This window comes from Pontibacter populi (assembly GCF_040278685.1).
Taxonomy (GTDB): domain Bacteria; phylum Bacteroidota; class Bacteroidia; order Cytophagales; family Hymenobacteraceae; genus Pontibacter; species Pontibacter populi.
This window is the reverse complement of record NZ_JBEOKT010000023.1, coordinates 47,928-64,156: the sequence shown is the minus strand read 5'-3', so window position 1 is coordinate 64,156 and position 16,229 is coordinate 47,928. Positions and strand designations below refer to the sequence as shown.

Genomic DNA, 16,229 nt, shown 5'->3' with positions numbered 1-16,229 from the left:
CTGTTGCCCTTCCGGTGCCCTGCCCCTTTCTGCCCGCCTCCGTTAAAGAAGCTGGTATGCCTGCCTGGCTGCTCCGGAAGCTGGTATGCCTGCCTGGCTGCTCCGGGCGTGAAGTGATAACAGTTTAAGGACCCGGCAAAGTTCCAGAAGAAGGTAAGATCTTTAAATGCATTAGCTATTCTATAGTACCTTCCTTTTTTGTCTATAGTTAACTATTACTTTATAATTACTAAACTATCTTTTAGAATAAACTATAGTTAGAGGCTTACCTTATTATAAACTATAAAGTTGTTTAGTGTCTTGTCTGATTTTTGTTTTCGCCACGCTTCGTGTTTTCACAATAGATAATCGAAATTGAATAACTGGATTGTTGGTGAAAACACCATAGCCGTCAGGCTAAGTGGATTAAATTGCTGTTTCGGATATCTGTAGCCGAAACTTTGTCTGCTGCATACATACTTGTCCGCATAAAAGGGAGGCTAATCTACGGGGACTAGGAAGTCCCAGGCAGAGTGCTTTCGGACTTGGAAGTCCGAAACAGCATTAATTTTTAAAACAACACTTAGCCTGACGGCCATAGTGAAAACACCAACAGTGGCTCCAACAAATGCCTTATAGTAAATGTTAGCAAAGACTAGAACCTCTGTCCCAAACTATAGCTTCTTAAGGTGTGATTTATAAAAAAGGGCTGCCATTGCTGGCAGCCCTTTTCATTTTATAACATTTGTGTTATGTTATCTAACATCCCACCACAGTTTAACGTCGCTTTCGTCTCCGCCAATGGCAGTAGCCGCAGATCTGTTGTTATCTGGGTTTAGCGTCTGTTCATTAACCGGATAGATCAATCTTGTAGGAACTGTAAGGTCAGCTACAGGAGGAAGAAGTGTTGGAGCGTCTAATCTTCTCCAAGTGATCCATGCATCGTATCCACGGTTGTAAAGAGCTATCCACTCCTGAGTACCGATCTTCTGTCTCCAGTCGCCAGGAGCTGTCAGATAGTTAACTTCAGGCTGTGCAATGTAAGCTAGTGCTTCAGTTGCAGAACCACCCCAGTAAGTAATAGAGGCAGTAATACCAGCGTTGTAATGCTCAGTGGCAGTACCACCAACATTGTAGCCTCTTTCAACTGCTTCAGCAAGAAGGAACTCTACCTCAGCATAATCAAGTAATAACGCTTCGAAAGTAGGATCAGCGATTTTCTCACTTACAGTTGAGAAAGAAGTATAAGTGTTAGGGAAACCATATACACCACCTTTGAACTCACCATTAACAGTAGTGAAATAGTACTGTCTTCTTGGGTCATCCAGGTCATTCATAACGTCAACCAGCGTATTTGCAGCAACATAGTCTTCACGAGTTGAAAGTGGACCTTTCACGTTAGAAGAGATCGGGTTATTGTTTGGTGGAGCAGACAGGTATTCGAATGCAGCGTTTTCAGCGTTACTTGAAATCACACCACCTGCATCTGCAGCTGTTGCCGACTCAGCAAGCTCTTTCGCTCTTGCATTGTTAACATCAGCTATTACCATTCCAAGCTTTAACTTAAGCGAGTTACCAAACTTCAACCAGTTTGTCATGCTACCACCGTAAAGAATATCACCGCTTGCTCCGAAGCCTGCAGCATCAGAATCTAACTGAGCTACAGCAGCATCAAGACGATCTAAGATATCGTTGTAAACAGTCTGTGCATCATCGTAAGCTGGTAGTGCATTCTGTGGATCAAGAGCCTCAGTATAAGGAACATCACCAAAAGTGTTTACCAGTACAGACCACGCATAAACCTCCATTATCTCGATCTGAGCTAACTGGTTCTGCTTCACGCCTTCAGCAAGTGTCTGATCTTCATTTACTAATCTCTTAGCTTCTTTCAGATCGTTCAGCACATCACGATACAAAGTATTCCAAATGTTCTGAGGGATCAGACGTGAGGTCATGTTGTATCTTGGCTCATCCAGGTACTGTGTAGACGTCCAGTGCTGAACATAAAAACGATAGTTGTTTACGTTTACGTTTGGCGTTGTCAGTACGTCAGCCAGGTTTTTGGTTGCACCGGTAAACAGGGTAACTGCCGGTACATTTGTTGCTCGCTTCTGGTCAATATTATACTCGTCCAGATCATCTACGCATGATGCCATAAACACCAGCGAGAATAAGCATATGATAAGTTTCTTCATTTTCTGTTATTTTAGAAATTTAATTTAACGTTGAAGCCGTAAGTCTTAACAGCCGGGTAAGCACCTGACTGGTAACCTCTACCAGCGTTGCCTGAGCTTAGACCTTCTTCAGGATCTGAGTATTCCATGTTCTTATGGATGATCCATAAGTTACGGCCGATCAGCTGAAGATCAACACCTTTTACGAAACCAAGGTTTCCGATAACTGACTCAGGTAATGCATAAGAAAGAGCTACTTCTCTTAACTTAACAAAGCTACCATCAAACACATACATAGCTCTTGGAGCACCAGCATAGTTATCAGCTGCGTAACCGTAAGGAGTCATACCGTCACCATCCTGGTTCTCAGCATAGATGTCGTTAGGAGTACCATCTTCTTTAACACCTGGAAGCAATACACCACCACCTTCAGAAACTGGCAGACGAGAAGGATTTCCTTTAGCGTTTAAGCCGGCAGTGTGCTCATATAAACCGGTTGCCTCACCGTACCACTGGTCAAGAGAGAATACATCGCCACCATGACGAACATCGATCAGGAAGCCTAACGATACACCTTTATAAGTGATGTTGTTGTTGAAACCACCAGTCCAGTCTGGGTTTGGATCACCGATGATAAGATCTGATCTCTGTGATCTTAAGTAGTAACCGTTCTCACCAACAGTTTTCTGACCGTTAGTATAAACGAAGTCGTTACCACGGATAACACCGTAAGGCTGGCCAATAGCAGCGTTAAGAGAAACACCACCCTGGAAAGAAGCAATTGTTAAGTTCTGAACATCTTCGTACAGGCTTATTACTTCGTTTCTGTTACGTGCGAAGTTGAAGTTCATTGTCCAGGTAAAGTCGCTGTTCTGGATCGGAGTAACAAAAGCAGTTACCTCGATACCTTTGTTCTCAACTTCACCGGCGTTTACGTAACGGTTAGTGTAACCTGATGCTGCAGTCTGGCTAACTGGCATGATCTGGTCGATAGTATTAGACTTATACACTGTGAAGTCGAAACCGAACAGGCTGTTAAAGAAGTCAGCCTCGATACCAGCTTCAAAGCTCTTAGATCTCTCAGGCTTCAGGTTAGGGTTGTTCTTAGTGCTTGGAAGCGAGAAGATCGGAGTTGAACCGAAACCGGTTGGCTTGTCATACACATCGAAGATACTTAGAGGCTGAGCATCATTACCTACTTCTGCATAGTTAACTCTTAGTTTACCATGAGACATCCACGGAGTTTCAAGCAGGTTAGTAAACACTACGTTAACACCGGCAGCTGGGTAGAAGTATGTGTTATCACCTTCAGGAAGTGTAGTAGACTTATCCTGACGGGCAGAAAGCTCTACGAAGTAAGTTTCTTTGAAGCCGAAGTTAGCGTTAGCGAAGATACCATCAACACCTCTGCGAGAATAGAACTCCGTTGGAGGGTTAACAGGACTTGCTGAGTTAGAGATAGCATAAAGTCTTGGAACAACCAGGCCGCCGTTTGTTGCAGTACTGATTGAGCTTGTACGCTCTCTACGTAAGTTAGAACCTAATAAACCGTTAAAGCTAAGATCTTCAGAGATGTCTTTGTTGAAATTCAACATTAAGTCGAAGTTAGTCTCGTTGAAATCTCTGTTGAATCTAGAGTAGCTGCTCAAACCAGCACTACCAACAGCAACACGCTCTTCCTGCCATTAGTAGTGTTGAAAGTGGCTCTACCCATGGCGCTTAACCAGTCGGTAATTTTGTAAGTAGCCGTTGCATAACCATAAAGGTTATCTCTGCTGTCGTTAGAGAAGTTTTCGTACTGAGTCCAGTAAGGGTTGTCAGAATAGATAGGACCAGTGTTAGAGCTGTTCCAGTTCCAGGTAATGTTCTGTCTGTTTCTGAAGTAAGCTTCTTCCTGCTCTTTCATATCCACGTTAGTCTGGAACCACTGTCTGAACTGCTGGTTAGGGTTGTTACCGCTGTAACCAGTACCATATCTACCTATACCTACAGTGCGGGTATAGTTACCTGACGCAGAAACTGTTAACTTCTCAGTAGCTTCGTAAGAAGAGCTGAAGTTGAACATGTCTTTGTCGATAGTAGAGTTAGGCAAGTTACCTTTAATGTCGTTACGAGTGTAACCTAAGTTAAAGGTTGTTTTGTCGCCACCACCGCTTACTACAATGCTCTGGTTAGAGTTAACACCAGTTTCGAAGAATGTAGTCGGATCGTTTTCAGCAGCTACCCAAGGTCTTGTTTTACCGAAGTTAGGGTGTAACGGATCGATTGCATCCCACTGGTAAACCATCAGGTTTGGATCAAATTTAGGACCATAAGAGGCATCATCCTGGAAACGTACAACAGGTGCTACACCGCTACCTAAGTCTTTAGATGTGCGGAAGCCCTGGAAGTAACCACCACCGTACTCTTTCTGGTATCTTACATACGTTGTTTTGTCGATGTTGCTCCAGGTTACACCACTGTTTACGGCTATATTAAGAGCGTTTTTAGCTCCTTTTTTAGTCGTGATCATGATAACACCGTTTGACGCACGAGAACCGTAAAGCGCAGTTGCTGCTGCACCTTTCAGTACGTTCACAGACTCGATGTTATCCGGGTTAAGGTCAGCTGCAGCGTTACCATAGTCAGCACCACCACGTCCAATAGACTGGTTAGTTCCGTTGTTGTTGGCATTACTTACAGGCACACCATCAATAACGAAAAGGGCCTGGTTGTTACCAGTAAGTGAAGAGTAACCACGAATGATAACGTTAGTAGAACCACCCATTGTGTTGTTCGTTCTGATATCCAGACCGGCAACTTTACCTGAAAGTGAGTTTACTACGTTTTCGTTTCTGGCACGTGTAAGCTGTTCGCCGCTTACTTCCTGTGCAGAGTAGGCTAGTTCGTTTCTGTTACGCTCAATACCAAGAGCTGTAACCACAACTTCATCCAATTGCTTGGCATCAGTTTCCAAAGCCACATTAAATGTAGACTGGTTTCCGATTGCGCGTTCCACTGTTTTGTAGCTGATGTAGCGGAAAACAAGTGTTGTACCACCTTCTGGTACGTTAAGTGTGAATGAACCGTCCACGCCAGTGGCAGTTCCTACAGTAGTTCCTTTTACCAGAACTGATACGCCTGGTAAGGGCTGGTTAGTAGCGGCATCTGTCACCTTACCGGTAACAGCCCTACTCTGAGCCATAGCCTGCTGTACCAGTACAGAGACAAGCAAGAAGCTCAACAATAGAAGTTTTTTCATTTGCTTTAGTTTTAGATAAGAAAAAAGTTAAAGTTGGTAATAGGTAATCGGTAAAAAAGGTGTCTCATAAAATCTATAGTTCATAGTTCTCTAACGCCTGTGATATCTTCTTTATAACCAAAGAGGACGAACCAATTTATTAGTGAAACTATAAGGTTATAGCAACTATTTATAAACCCTGACTGATTGTGAGTGGCAAAAACGCAAATGCTCTAACCGGTCAACTATCAGTTTATAATTTACTAATAGTTAGTATGTTAGGCACCCTGGGTAAGTAACATAAAGCCTTACGAGAGCTTTAGTGTTAAAATGGGAAGTGTAGTAGAGTGTAGAAAGTGTTTCATATTTTATTTTGATTTTAGAGTGAGCGACACTTCAATTATAAGCATTAATACCTTTTATAACAAATATTTAATACATATTTCTTGTTTACAGCACCTGAATGTTGCGCTACAGCTGCCTTAAATAACTGTTAAGAACTCCGAAATTAGTCAAGCCTAACAATAGGAAAATTTATAGGTCGTTTCGCATTTTACGTATACCACAAAGTATTGTTCCGCGTTTAGAGGCTGTTTTATGGCTTTAAACGGCCTTTTTAGAATTACATCTCTGAGTTTGGGTAAGTAAATGTGGCAATTGCTACTTCTGTTGTTACTAAATGCTGTTACAGTATACAGGTGTGTATCAACCGTTTGTAAGCTGTTGTGGCACCAGAGCAAGCTAACCGGAACAAAAAAGCACCTATTCTGGCCAGGGAATGAAAAATCCTCAGATCCTCCCCAAACATGCTGGCGAAGGATCTGAGGATCTCGGAAATAATGGGAAGTATATGTTTTAGCTAAGCACCTGGTATGTTATAAAGGCCATGACATATGCCAGGCCGCTCATGTATACTAATTGTGCCAAAGGCCACATCCAGGATTTAGTTTCGCGGCGCACTACGGCCAGGGTACTGACACACTGCATAGCAAAAAGATAAAAGACCATAAGCGAGAAAGAGCGGGCCAGGTTATAATATGGTTTCCCGTCATTATCCTTTTCCATCATCAGCTTATTTTTTATAGTACTCACATTCTCTTCCTCGCCTATACTATAGATAGTAGACATGGTGCCTACGAACACCTCGCGGGCTGCAAAAGAGGTAAGCAGCGCAATACCGATCTTCCAGTTGTAACCTAATGGCTCAATGGCAGGCTCCATTGTTTTACCAATGATACCGGCATAAGAGGATTCGAGCTGGTGGGAGCTGATCAGGTTCTCCAGTTCTGTCTGAGAAAGGTTCTGCTGCTTTGCTTCAACTATAGCCTGTTGTTCAGCGGCCTCAAAACTATTGCCCGGCCCATACGATGCCAGCACCCATAGTATAATAGAGATGGCTACAATTACTTTACCGGCTTCAAAAATGAATGCTTTTACTTTCTCTACTATAGTTAAACCTACGTTATTCCAGCGGGGCATTTTGTACACCGGGAACTCCATAATAAAGTAGCTGCGCTCGCGGGCTTTTAGTATTACCTTTAATAATAAAGCAGAGAAGATAGCAGCCAGGAAACCGATCAGGTATAAGGCCATCAGCACAAGCCCCTGCAGGTTCAGGAAGCCGAGGTAGTATGTTTCCGGAACAACCAGTGCGATAAGAACTGTATAAACCGGAATTCGGGCCGAACAGCTCATAAGCGGGGTTACAAAGATGGTGATCATCCTGTCTTTCCAGTTCTCTATAGTACGGGCCGACATTACAGCCGGAACCGCACAGGCCACACCCGATATTAAAGGAACAACGCTTTTACCATTAAGACCGAACTTACGCATGATCTTATCCATCATAAACGTAACACGGGCCATGTAACCTGTCTCTTCCAGCACGGCAATAAAAGCAAACAGGATAGCGATCTGAGGAATAAACACCATCACTCCCCCTAATCCGGCTATAACACCTTCGGTTAGTAGGTTTACAAGCGGGCCGCTGAAATTATCCTGTATCAACCCGTTTAAGCTGGTAAATCCCTGGTCGATCAGGTCCATGGGGTAGCTGGCCCAGGTAAAGATGGCCTGGAACACGATAAACAGAATAGCCAGGAAGATGAGGTAGCCGAAAACTTTATGGGTAAGTACCTGGTCGAGGCGGTTACTGAATTTCTCGTCTTTCTCTACACGCTCTACGCGCACTACATCCAGCAGCAACTCATTTATATAAGTATAGCGGGCTATGGTTTCGTCGGCCTGGGCTACATTAGACTTAAACCCGTGTGTTTCCAGCAGAGCTTCTATCCAACCGGCCTCTTCGGCGGTCAGGAACTTTAAGCTTTTGTACTGATGAGCATAGTGCAGGGCCAGGTAATCGGTATTCAGGCCAAAGCGGGCTTTTATGCTTTCGATCAGCTGTTTCTGCTCCGGTGGTATTTCGTAAAACTGAACCGGTGTTGCCTCCAGTTGCTGCGATATTAAGATCTTGAGGGCTGCAATACCTATCCCTTTACGGGCATTCATTGGTATTACCGGCACACCCAGACCCTTATGTAAGGCCGGAATATCTATCTTCACGCCCTCCTGCTCTGCTACATCTACCATGTTCAGGGCCAGAATAGCAGGAATTTTAAGGTCGGCGAGTTGCGTAAACAGCAGCAGGTTGCGCTTCAGGTTAGAAGCATCTGCGGTAACTATAACAAGATCGGGATAATAAGCGGAAGACGCATCGTAGAGCAGGTCAGTGATCACGCGCTCATCCAGCGACTTCGGGTATAAACTATAGGTACCCGGCAGGTCAATGATCTGTACCTTCTGGTTGGCACTTAGCTGGCAGATACCTGTTTTTTTATCTACTGTAACACCCGGGAAGTTACCTACCTTTTGGTTAAGGCCTGTGAGCTGGTTAAATAAAGAAGTTTTACCTGAATTTGGATTACCTACCAACGCCACCCGCGCTACAGCATTCCGGAGAACGGTTTGCGGCGCTTCTTTAATTTCAGGTTGGGCTACTACAGTCATGTAAATGTAAGCGCTATTTCAGCATTATAGTTTCAGCTTCGTCCAGGCGCAGCGATAAAGTGTAGTCATTCACAATGATCGTGATCGGATCGCCGAGTGGTGCACGGCTGTTCAGTTTTACCTGCGTACCTGGCAAACAACCCATCTCGAGGAGCTTCAGGCCCATCTCCGGATCTTTAAGGCAGCAAATTACCCCGTACTCCCCTATTTTCAGGTCGCGTACACTCTTTTTATCTTTATGCTCTTCTACCCTGTTGTGCACCGTAAGCTGCTTTTATTTAGACTGTTTATAAACAACCGCAAGTTACAAGGTGTTCATCTTTAAAGCAAAAGTTTTGGCTAAATGGTTGGAGGTTGGAGGGTAAATGGTTGAATTGTTAATTATTTGCTGCCGCGGGCTTGCAGATCGTGCTCTGCTTTTACGCATCACTAAAAATCAACAAAAGTAGAGTACGAGCTACAAGCTCGCACTAGCGTCGAAAACAAGTGGATTTTGACCTTAACAATTTAACCTTCAGCAATTAAAATCACTCCGAGAAGAAAATGCGCTTTACGCGGGAGCTTACGTTGGTTAGCAGTTCGTAAGGGATCGTTCCGATGCGGGCGGCCATATCGGTAAGGGTAAGTTTAGGTCCGAAAACGATGGCTTCATCGCCGGCTTTCACCTGCAGCCCGGTTACGTCAACCATACACATATCCATACACACATTGCCGATGATAGGGCAACGTTTACCGTTGATGATGACCTGGCCGGCTCCGTTACTGAAGCGGCGGTCGTAACCGTCGGCGTACCCAATGGCTATAGTTGCGATGGTCTTATCTGAATCGGCAATACCTTTGCGGCTGTAACCTACGGTTTCTCCTTTAACTATAGTTTTAACCTGCGACACAGTAGTCTTTAGTGTACTTACCGGCTTAAGGGCTTCCTGCTCCGAGCCTGTTGCTTCTACACCATACAGGCCAATGCCAAGGCGAACCATATCCAGTTGGTACTCCGGGAAACGCACGATACCTGCCGAATTGAGCACATGTTTGATGACGCTATAGTTTAGCCTTGCCTCCACTTCTGCAGCCATAGTTCTGAAATTACTGATCTGCAACTGTGAAAAATCGTTGTGAAGGGCTTCGTCGGCGCCAGCTAAGTGGGTGAACGTGCTGATAACCTGTATCTGCGGGTATTGCTGTAACAACGGAAAAAGCGCCTCAAAATCTTCGGGAGTGAAGCCGAGGCGGTGCATGCCGGTATCCAGTTTCAGGTGGATGCGGTGGCGTGTTGTAGCATCAGGAAGGTCTTTAAGGTATTGCTCCAGTAGCTCCAGCGAGTAAATTTCAGGTTCCAGGTTATGTTGCCGCAGTTTTGCAAAGCTGTCCTGCGACGGATTCATAACCATAACCGGTAAGGTAATTCCGTTCTCGCGCAGCATTACGCCTTCATCGGCATAGGCAACAGCCAGGTAATCTACCCTGTGGAACTGCAACAGGTTGGCCACTTCGAAACTTCCGCTCCCATAGGCAAAAGCTTTCACCATTACCATCAGTTTTGTATCGGGGGCAAGTCTAGAGCGATAAAAATTCAGGTTGTGCACCAGCGCATCGAGGTTAACTTCCAGCACCGTACCGTGTACTTTCTGCTGAAACGCATGCACAATCCGCTCAAACTCAAACACGCGCGCGCCTTTTATTAATATCAGCTCGTTCCGGAAATCATCGGCCTTAAACTGAGCCAGGAAATCGGCGGTGCTACTATAGAACTCAGCTTTGCCCGCGAACTTTAATTTATGATGACTTATAGTTGGGCCGATGCCTATCACCTTATCTATATCCCGGTTCATTATAAGCGTCGCCACCTGGCTATACAGTGCTTCCTCTGACAGACCAGACTCCAAAAGGTCGGAAAGGATGACGGTATGTTTTACCCGTTGCGGTTGGTTAGCCAGCAGATCCAATGCAATAGCCAGACCAGCCAGGTCATTGTTATAGGTATCGTCTATCAGATAGCAACCGTTAATGGCTTCCTTCATTTCCAGTCGCATGGCAACCGGGTGCAGCTTATCTAGCCGGTCCTGTATTTCGGCAAAAGGTACTTCGCGGTAAAGCAGCATAGCCAGGCAGTGCAGCGCATTCTCTACAGATGCTTCGTCGGTAAACGGAATAGCCAGGCGTTGTTTTTCGCCACGGTACGTGTACACCACTATCGTTTTATGTCCGGCAGCTGTGGTGGCAGTTATTGTTACATCTGCTTGGTGATGCCTGCTCCAGGTAAAGGTATTTATAGTTTGGTTTTGGATCTCTTTGTGCAGCAGTTCATAGTCGGTGCAGTAAATGAGTATCTCTACATCCGTAAACAGCTTCAGTTTTTCCTGCACCTTTTGCTGGCGCGAGGCAAAGCCTTCGTCGTGGGCCGTGCCGATGTTGGTGAAGATGCCTATAGTTGGCTGGATGATGGGTTGCAGTTTTTCCATCTCGCCAGGCAGCGAAATGCCCGCCTCAAAAATGCCTAGTGTATGGTTGCTGTTGAGCTGCCAAACCGAAAGCGGAACTCCCAACTGCGAATTATAGCTGCGCGGACTTTTAACCACCAACGCATCAGGGCTCAGCAACTGGGCCAGCCACTCTTTTACTATAGTTTTACCGTTACTGCCCGTTACCCCAACTATAGGTATGGAAAACTGAGACCTGTGCCAGGCGGCTAATTGCTGCAGTGCCTGCAAGCTATCCTTTACCAGTAACAGATTTGCCTCCGGATAAAGCGCGCTATAGTTATGGCCTTTCTCATCCTGCGCTTTCTCCACTATAAACTGCCTTACGCCCTGCTTATACAAAGTTGCCAGGTATTTATGCCCATCGTTGTACTTGCCACTTATCGCAAAAAACAACGTACCCGCCGGCTGCGACAACTTGCGGCTGTCGGTAAGCAAATGCATAACCGGTAATGCCTGCACAAACTGCAGCACAGCACCATTAGTTATAGTTGCAAGTTCCTGAAACGTGAGCATAAGCGGGGTACTATGGTTAAAAGTTGAAAGTTAAGAGTTAATTCAGTTAGAAAGTTAAAAAGTTTGGAAGTTAGAAAGTGTGTTTAGTTAAAGAGTTAGTGAGTTTAGAAGTTAGAAAGTTATAGTTGTAGAGACGTAATATGTTGCTTCATACACTTTTGGAGAGTTAGCAATTCAGCCATTTAACAATTAGCGATCAAAAACCAGCAATTAACTACCTTTGTAGTCTTTTTTTATACTTACATGAAATTACTTAAAGCAAATCCCTTTTATGCGGCCGGCATTGCGGCTTTTGTGATCTGGGGTTTTATACCTTTTCCGTTAAAGGCGCTGGCCGAGTACCCAAGCGGGCTTATACTTTATTTCCGGGTGGCGTTGTCGGTAACATTGTTACTGTTTATTTCTGTTTTCTTCCGGAGAGATGCTATAAAGCTGACCTATAGTTTATTAAAAACCGCGGCTGATAAGGATAAGCGCCAGTTTATAATTTATACTATGCTGGGCGGCATGCTGCTAACTATAAACTGGCTCACGTTTATCTACGTCGTCAACCACATCGATATACAGACCGGCTCTTTTTCCTATCTGCTCTGCCCCATACTTACAGCGGTGCTTGGGTTTTTATTACTGAAAGAAGAATTACGACCAAACCAGTGGCTGGCTATCGGGTTAAGTATTATAAGTTGCGTACTTATCGGAACCGGCGAACTGACCAGTTTATTGTTTAGTCTGATGATCGCATTGAGCTATGCCTTTTACCTGATAACGCAGCGGATTCTGCGTGCTTATGATAAGATTGTGCTACTGACGTTGCAGTTGCTACTAGCTTTTATATTTATAGGCCCGTTCTATAGTTTCTTTAAAGGCGACTCAACTATAGTTCTGGATGGCGGTTTTTTCGTGAAAGTGAGTATTCTGAGCGCTTTGTTTACCGTGCTGCCTTTGTTCCTGAACCTGTTTGCCTTAAAAGAGCTTACATCCGGCACCATCGGTATTCTGATGTATATTAACCCGATCATGAATTTTGTGATAGCCTTTATTTATTTTAACGAGGAAACTACTTTGGTAAAAGCACTGGCTTATCTACTCATCTTTATCTCGGTCATTATCTACAATATCAACCTTAAAAAGCGTCGCAAAACCGGAAGTGGTATGCCGGTGCCACCAACTTCGGCAGCAACTATACTTAAGTAGGTTTACCTCACCCCAGCCCTCTCCTTTTGAAGAGGGCCCCTACTCCCCAAAACAGGAGAGGGGGTTTTTAAGCCCCAGCTATGGTTTGGCTATAGTTCTATAGTTCATGTTGGTCATCCCCCTACCCCCTTCAAAGGGGGACTGTTCTGCTACTGCTATAGTTAAAAGTATAGTTCTATAGTTACAGTCCATCCACGGACAGGTCGCGACCTGTCCCTACGGAAATACAGCCACGATAAAACTCGAAGCTTAACGGTTTAAACTTTAGTTCAGCGGTTACTATGAGAAAGATCTCAGTCTTTGGGTTGAGCGCCTTGTGAATATCTGGTGCCGCAGGCATTGCGACGCAGGAGCAAAAGAGATTCGCACAGCGCGATGCCCGAAGACGGGGCCTCCCGGCCGAGAGGGCACCAAAGCTAGATTGAAACTAAAGGTGTGTAGAGCTCCCAGGATTGGAGGTAATTTGAAAAGATAGCTTGGTTCGAATTGAAATAGAATCGAACTATAGTACAGACACTAGTAGGAGCTGCGCACACTGCTAGGTCTAGCGAACTATAGAACACTTAAGATCCCTCGACTTCGCTCAGGATGACGAAACAGATATTAAACTAAGTATGCCATAAAACAAACCAGCCTTGCTACGTAAATAGCAAGGCTGGTTTGTTAAGTTTATAATACTATTTAAGGCTATTGATCTCCCTCTTTCTTCTTATCTAGTTTTTCCATAGCGCGGGCTGCGGAATCCTGGTTTGGGTTCATTTCTCCGAAACGGTCGGCCTGGTTAGCAGTTACGGATGTGTCGCCGATAGGTGCCGGACGCGGGTTGTTCAGGTTGGCTGCTGAGGAGTCTCCTTCAACTATAGCGTCGGCTGTTCCGGTGTCTTCGTCAATAGTCGTATCCTGCTGACCGCAACCATAACCAACTATGGCTGCAAAAGCTACGGCTACTCCTGTTTTAAATATAGATAGTCTCGTTTTCATTGTCGTTTCTGTTATTATTCCTGCCATTTTTAACGGCTGTAGTAGCAATAAGTTCTGAACCGGTTATCAGAAGCCAAGTCCAATCGTTACACCTGTCCGCGCTTTCTCGCCTTCCTGGAACGATGTCACAAAATCTACGCGCAGCACTTTAAAGATATGCTCTATGCCAACACCCAGTTCCAGGTAATTTCTCGATTGCTGAGTATTCAGGTAATTCAGGCTCACAACTTCCTGTAATTTCAGTTTGCGGAACAGCGGTATTTTATTGAACAGGAAACCGTTGAAATGATGCTCGTAATGGGCTTCCAGGTAATTGTTGTTAGTGCTATAGCGATAGTAGTCGAGTAACTGGAAACCGTCGTAAGCGCCTGCAAAAATAGTTCTGTTGCCTTTAAAGTGGCGGTAATCCATCAGGGTCATGCTCTCTTTGTTCCAGAAAACGCCTGCCGCTGCATTATAGCTACTCCTGCCCAGCAACCCAAAGCTCAGGTCATCGCTCACACCCAACGCGGCTGTACTGTACTGAATATCTCCGCCTAATATTTTTAGACCGGTTCTGTAGGCCAGGCTTATAGTTGGGTATTTCGAGTCCAGGTTAATTTTCTGGTTCGGACGGGAGATATAGCGCTGCCCTGGCTTTATACTTAAACTGAAAGACGCCATCAGTACTTCGTGCGGATTGAAATTAGCATTGGGCAGTTCTGCGCTTACCGGCACATTAGATGTGAATGAACTTACACCTTCAGGGTCTGTACCTTTGAAACTATAGTATGTCGTGTTTTCCATCGGCATGCGGTGCGCATATTCCAGGTTAGCGGTAAGCTGCAAGCCATTTGACAGTTCGCCGCGGTGTGCCAGCCTTATAAAATCGCGCTGGTATAGTTTCATATAGTTTTTACCGGCCACGAGCGTGTACGCAGAGTTCACAAAAGGTAAAATAGGCTCGTTAATATTGATCTGGTTTACATAACGGCCACCTTCCAGTTGCACAATGCTGTTGGTAGTGGTGTTATATACATAAGCAGTGCGCAGTTTGGCGTTAAACTTTTCGTTCGAGAAACCATAGCGGACCGTCGGTTCCACAATAAAGCGGCGGCGGTCGTCGTAGCGGCGGCCATAGGTAACACGCACATCAGCAACTACACCTTCCACGGTATTATATTGCAAAATGCTATTGCTTGTCGGGCTGATGATCGGATCGAAGCGCAGGTAATTATCTTCGTAACTGTTTCGGTAAGTATAGCCGCTCAAAAACAGGTTGCCAAACGTAGGTTTGTTCCGGATTCGGTCCAGCGAGTCCTGGTACACTTTAGATTCCTTAATGGCTTCCAGCTTATCCTTCTTTACATAATCCTTGGATTCTTCTTTGGTAAGTGGTGTAGGCCTGATCCTGTCCCAGTAAAGCGAGTCGCGTTTGTTGGCATCTTCTTCAATTAACAGGATCTCTTTCGTGAATAATTTCTCGCTATGGATGGGTTTGTCCTGTGGGTCGGCTTTTTCGGGCTCTATTATTTTAAAGCGCGGTTTAGGAGCGGGCTTTGGAGTTTGCGCAGTGGCAACTATAGTTTCTTCGGGTTCGGGCTCCACTTCTTCCAGCACCGGTGGTTTTTTATAGGCAGCCTGCACTTTATAGTTGGAGTAAACACCTGTAACATATCCTCTGCCCTTAAAGCCCAGGCCTGCTGCTTCAAAAGTAAATTTCTGAGATACCGGCATCCAGACATGCTCCAGTACCGGCGCATACACTTGTCGCACGCGTATAAAATCCACGAACTCAATGCCCGCCCGTTTGGTCAGTTTCAGGTCGGTGCTATGGATGCGCCAGGTGCCGTCAACTATATACACGATGCCCTCAAAAACAGGATCGTTACGGCGGCGCGGCATTACTTTTATCTTGTTTATAGTTCGGCCATTCTCCTCAAACGCACCCAGGTACTGATATCGGTAATAAAATAGTGCATTATTGGCCAGCGGCGACACAAAACCGCGTTCGTTCAGTCCCTCAATCTTCAGCAGGTTCTCGTAAAAGCTCACATTCATTTCCGAAGCCTGGTTAAAGCTGAAGCCTTTCTTCTGACCACTCACCCGCGATGAGATCACTTTCTCGTTTATCTTGTTTGGCCGTTTCACGTGCAACTGCGATATCGACTCGGACAAATAAACGATACCTGTATCCACATCCACTACCCGAACACCCAGCACTTTGCTTGGCACTTTATCCATGCGGGCCACGCTTTTCATGTACACGCGGGCACTCCAGGCCAGGGCCTCGCTCAGGTGGTATTTCCGCAGCCGGATGGCGTTGCGCATGATGGGGTAAGCAGGGTCTTCGTCGGAAGCGTGCACTACTACCTCTTTCAGGTTAAGCACTTCGGGGAAAAGCTGCACATTTAGCTCCACGGGGTGGCCGTTTATTTTTACCACCTGCGTTTTGGCTTTGTAGCCCACGTACTTAAACTCTAGCGTATAGCTGCCTGAGTCGAGCTGTAGTTGGTAGTAACCGTTCTCGTTGGTGGCAGTGCCGCTGGATGTTTCTTTGATGTAGATGCTGGCAAAAGGCAAGCCCTGTCCGTTCTCGTCGGTAAGGCGACCACGCAGGGTACCACCAAAGCAGAACAGCGGAACAAATAAAAGCAGGAACAAAAACCAGGTGAAGCGCATGCAGGAATAGATTAG

Annotated in this window: 9 protein-coding genes; 1 reads left to right on the top strand and 8 read right to left on the bottom strand. The window is 45.3% G+C overall.

The window, feature by feature from the left end:
- Window positions 1-734 precede the first annotated feature (734 nt).
- From ABS362_RS17855 to ABS362_RS17830, 6 genes are all read right to left on the bottom strand, one after another.
- Complete coding sequence (locus ABS362_RS17855; RefSeq protein ID WP_350414211.1) at window positions 735-2,174, bottom strand: SusD/RagB family nutrient-binding outer membrane lipoprotein; 1,440 nt, start codon at window positions 2,172-2,174, stop codon at window positions 735-737.
- Between the two features lie 11 nt (window positions 2,175-2,185).
- Window positions 2,186-3,748 carry a TonB-dependent receptor domain-containing protein gene (locus tag ABS362_RS17850; RefSeq protein ID WP_350414208.1) on the bottom strand — a complete coding sequence of 521 codons (1,563 nt, stop codon included), beginning with the start codon at window positions 3,746-3,748 and terminating at the stop codon, window positions 2,186-2,188.
- A 50-nt stretch (window positions 3,749-3,798) separates the two neighbouring features.
- Window positions 3,799-5,394: a carboxypeptidase-like regulatory domain-containing protein gene (locus ABS362_RS17845; protein ID WP_350414206.1), complete on the bottom strand. Its 1,596-nt coding sequence runs from the start codon at window positions 5,392-5,394 to the stop codon at window positions 3,799-3,801.
- Between the two features lie 834 nt (window positions 5,395-6,228).
- The gene (gene feoB / locus ABS362_RS17840; RefSeq protein WP_350414204.1) at window positions 6,229-8,382 is read right to left on the bottom strand and encodes a ferrous iron transport protein B; all 2,154 of its coding nucleotides are present in this window, start codon (window positions 8,380-8,382) and stop codon (window positions 6,229-6,231) included.
- Window positions 8,383-8,395: 13 nt separating this feature from the next.
- Window positions 8,396-8,644, bottom strand: coding sequence for a FeoA family protein (locus ABS362_RS17835; RefSeq protein WP_350414202.1), 249 nt, complete (start codon window positions 8,642-8,644; stop codon window positions 8,396-8,398).
- A 265-nt stretch (window positions 8,645-8,909) separates the two neighbouring features.
- Window positions 8,910-11,378, bottom strand: a complete 2,469-nt coding sequence (locus ABS362_RS17830) for a bifunctional UDP-N-acetylmuramoyl-tripeptide:D-alanyl-D-alanine ligase/alanine racemase (RefSeq protein ID WP_350414200.1) — start codon at window positions 11,376-11,378, stop codon at window positions 8,910-8,912.
- A 243-nt stretch (window positions 11,379-11,621) separates the two neighbouring features.
- Between ABS362_RS17830 and ABS362_RS17825 the strand changes: the two genes are divergently transcribed.
- Window positions 11,622-12,572, top strand: a complete 951-nt coding sequence (locus ABS362_RS17825) for an EamA family transporter (RefSeq protein ID WP_350414198.1) — start codon at window positions 11,622-11,624, stop codon at window positions 12,570-12,572.
- 687 nt (window positions 12,573-13,259) lie between these two features.
- Here the strand turns inward: ABS362_RS17825 and ABS362_RS17820 are convergent.
- Window positions 13,260-13,553 carry a hypothetical protein gene (locus ABS362_RS17820; protein ID WP_350414197.1) on the bottom strand — a complete coding sequence of 98 codons (294 nt, stop codon included), beginning with the start codon at window positions 13,551-13,553 and terminating at the stop codon, window positions 13,260-13,262.
- Between the two features lie 66 nt (window positions 13,554-13,619).
- Window positions 13,620-16,214 carry a DUF5686 and carboxypeptidase regulatory-like domain-containing protein gene (locus tag ABS362_RS17815; protein WP_350414195.1) on the bottom strand — a complete coding sequence of 865 codons (2,595 nt, stop codon included), beginning with the start codon at window positions 16,212-16,214 and terminating at the stop codon, window positions 13,620-13,622.
- Window positions 16,215-16,229: the final 15 nt, after the last annotated feature.

Bases quoted from the DNA above. Each gene is read 5' to 3' on its own strand.
- ABS362_RS17820 (WP_350414197.1), bottom strand. From the start codon at position 13,553: ATGAAAACGAGACTATCTATATTTAAAACAGGAGTAGCCGTAGCTTTT.
- ABS362_RS17845 (WP_350414206.1), bottom strand. From the start codon at position 5,394: ATGAAAAAACTTCTATTGTTGAGCTTCTTGCTTGTCTCTGTACTGGTA.
- ABS362_RS17855 (WP_350414211.1), bottom strand. From the start codon at position 2,174: ATGAAGAAACTTATCATATGCTTATTCTCGCTGGTGTTTATGGCATCA.
- ABS362_RS17825 (WP_350414198.1), top strand. From the start codon at position 11,622: ATGAAATTACTTAAAGCAAATCCCTTTTATGCGGCCGGCATTGCGGCT.
- ABS362_RS17830 (WP_350414200.1), bottom strand. From the start codon at position 11,378: ATGCTCACGTTTCAGGAACTTGCAACTATAACTAATGGTGCTGTGCTG.
- ABS362_RS17850 (WP_350414208.1), bottom strand. From the start codon at position 3,748: ATGTTGAATTTCAACAAAGACATCTCTGAAGATCTTAGCTTTAACGGT.
- ABS362_RS17815 (WP_350414195.1), bottom strand. From the start codon at position 16,214: ATGCGCTTCACCTGGTTTTTGTTCCTGCTTTTATTTGTTCCGCTGTTC.
- feoB (WP_350414204.1), bottom strand. From the start codon at position 8,382: ATGACTGTAGTAGCCCAACCTGAAATTAAAGAAGCGCCGCAAACCGTT.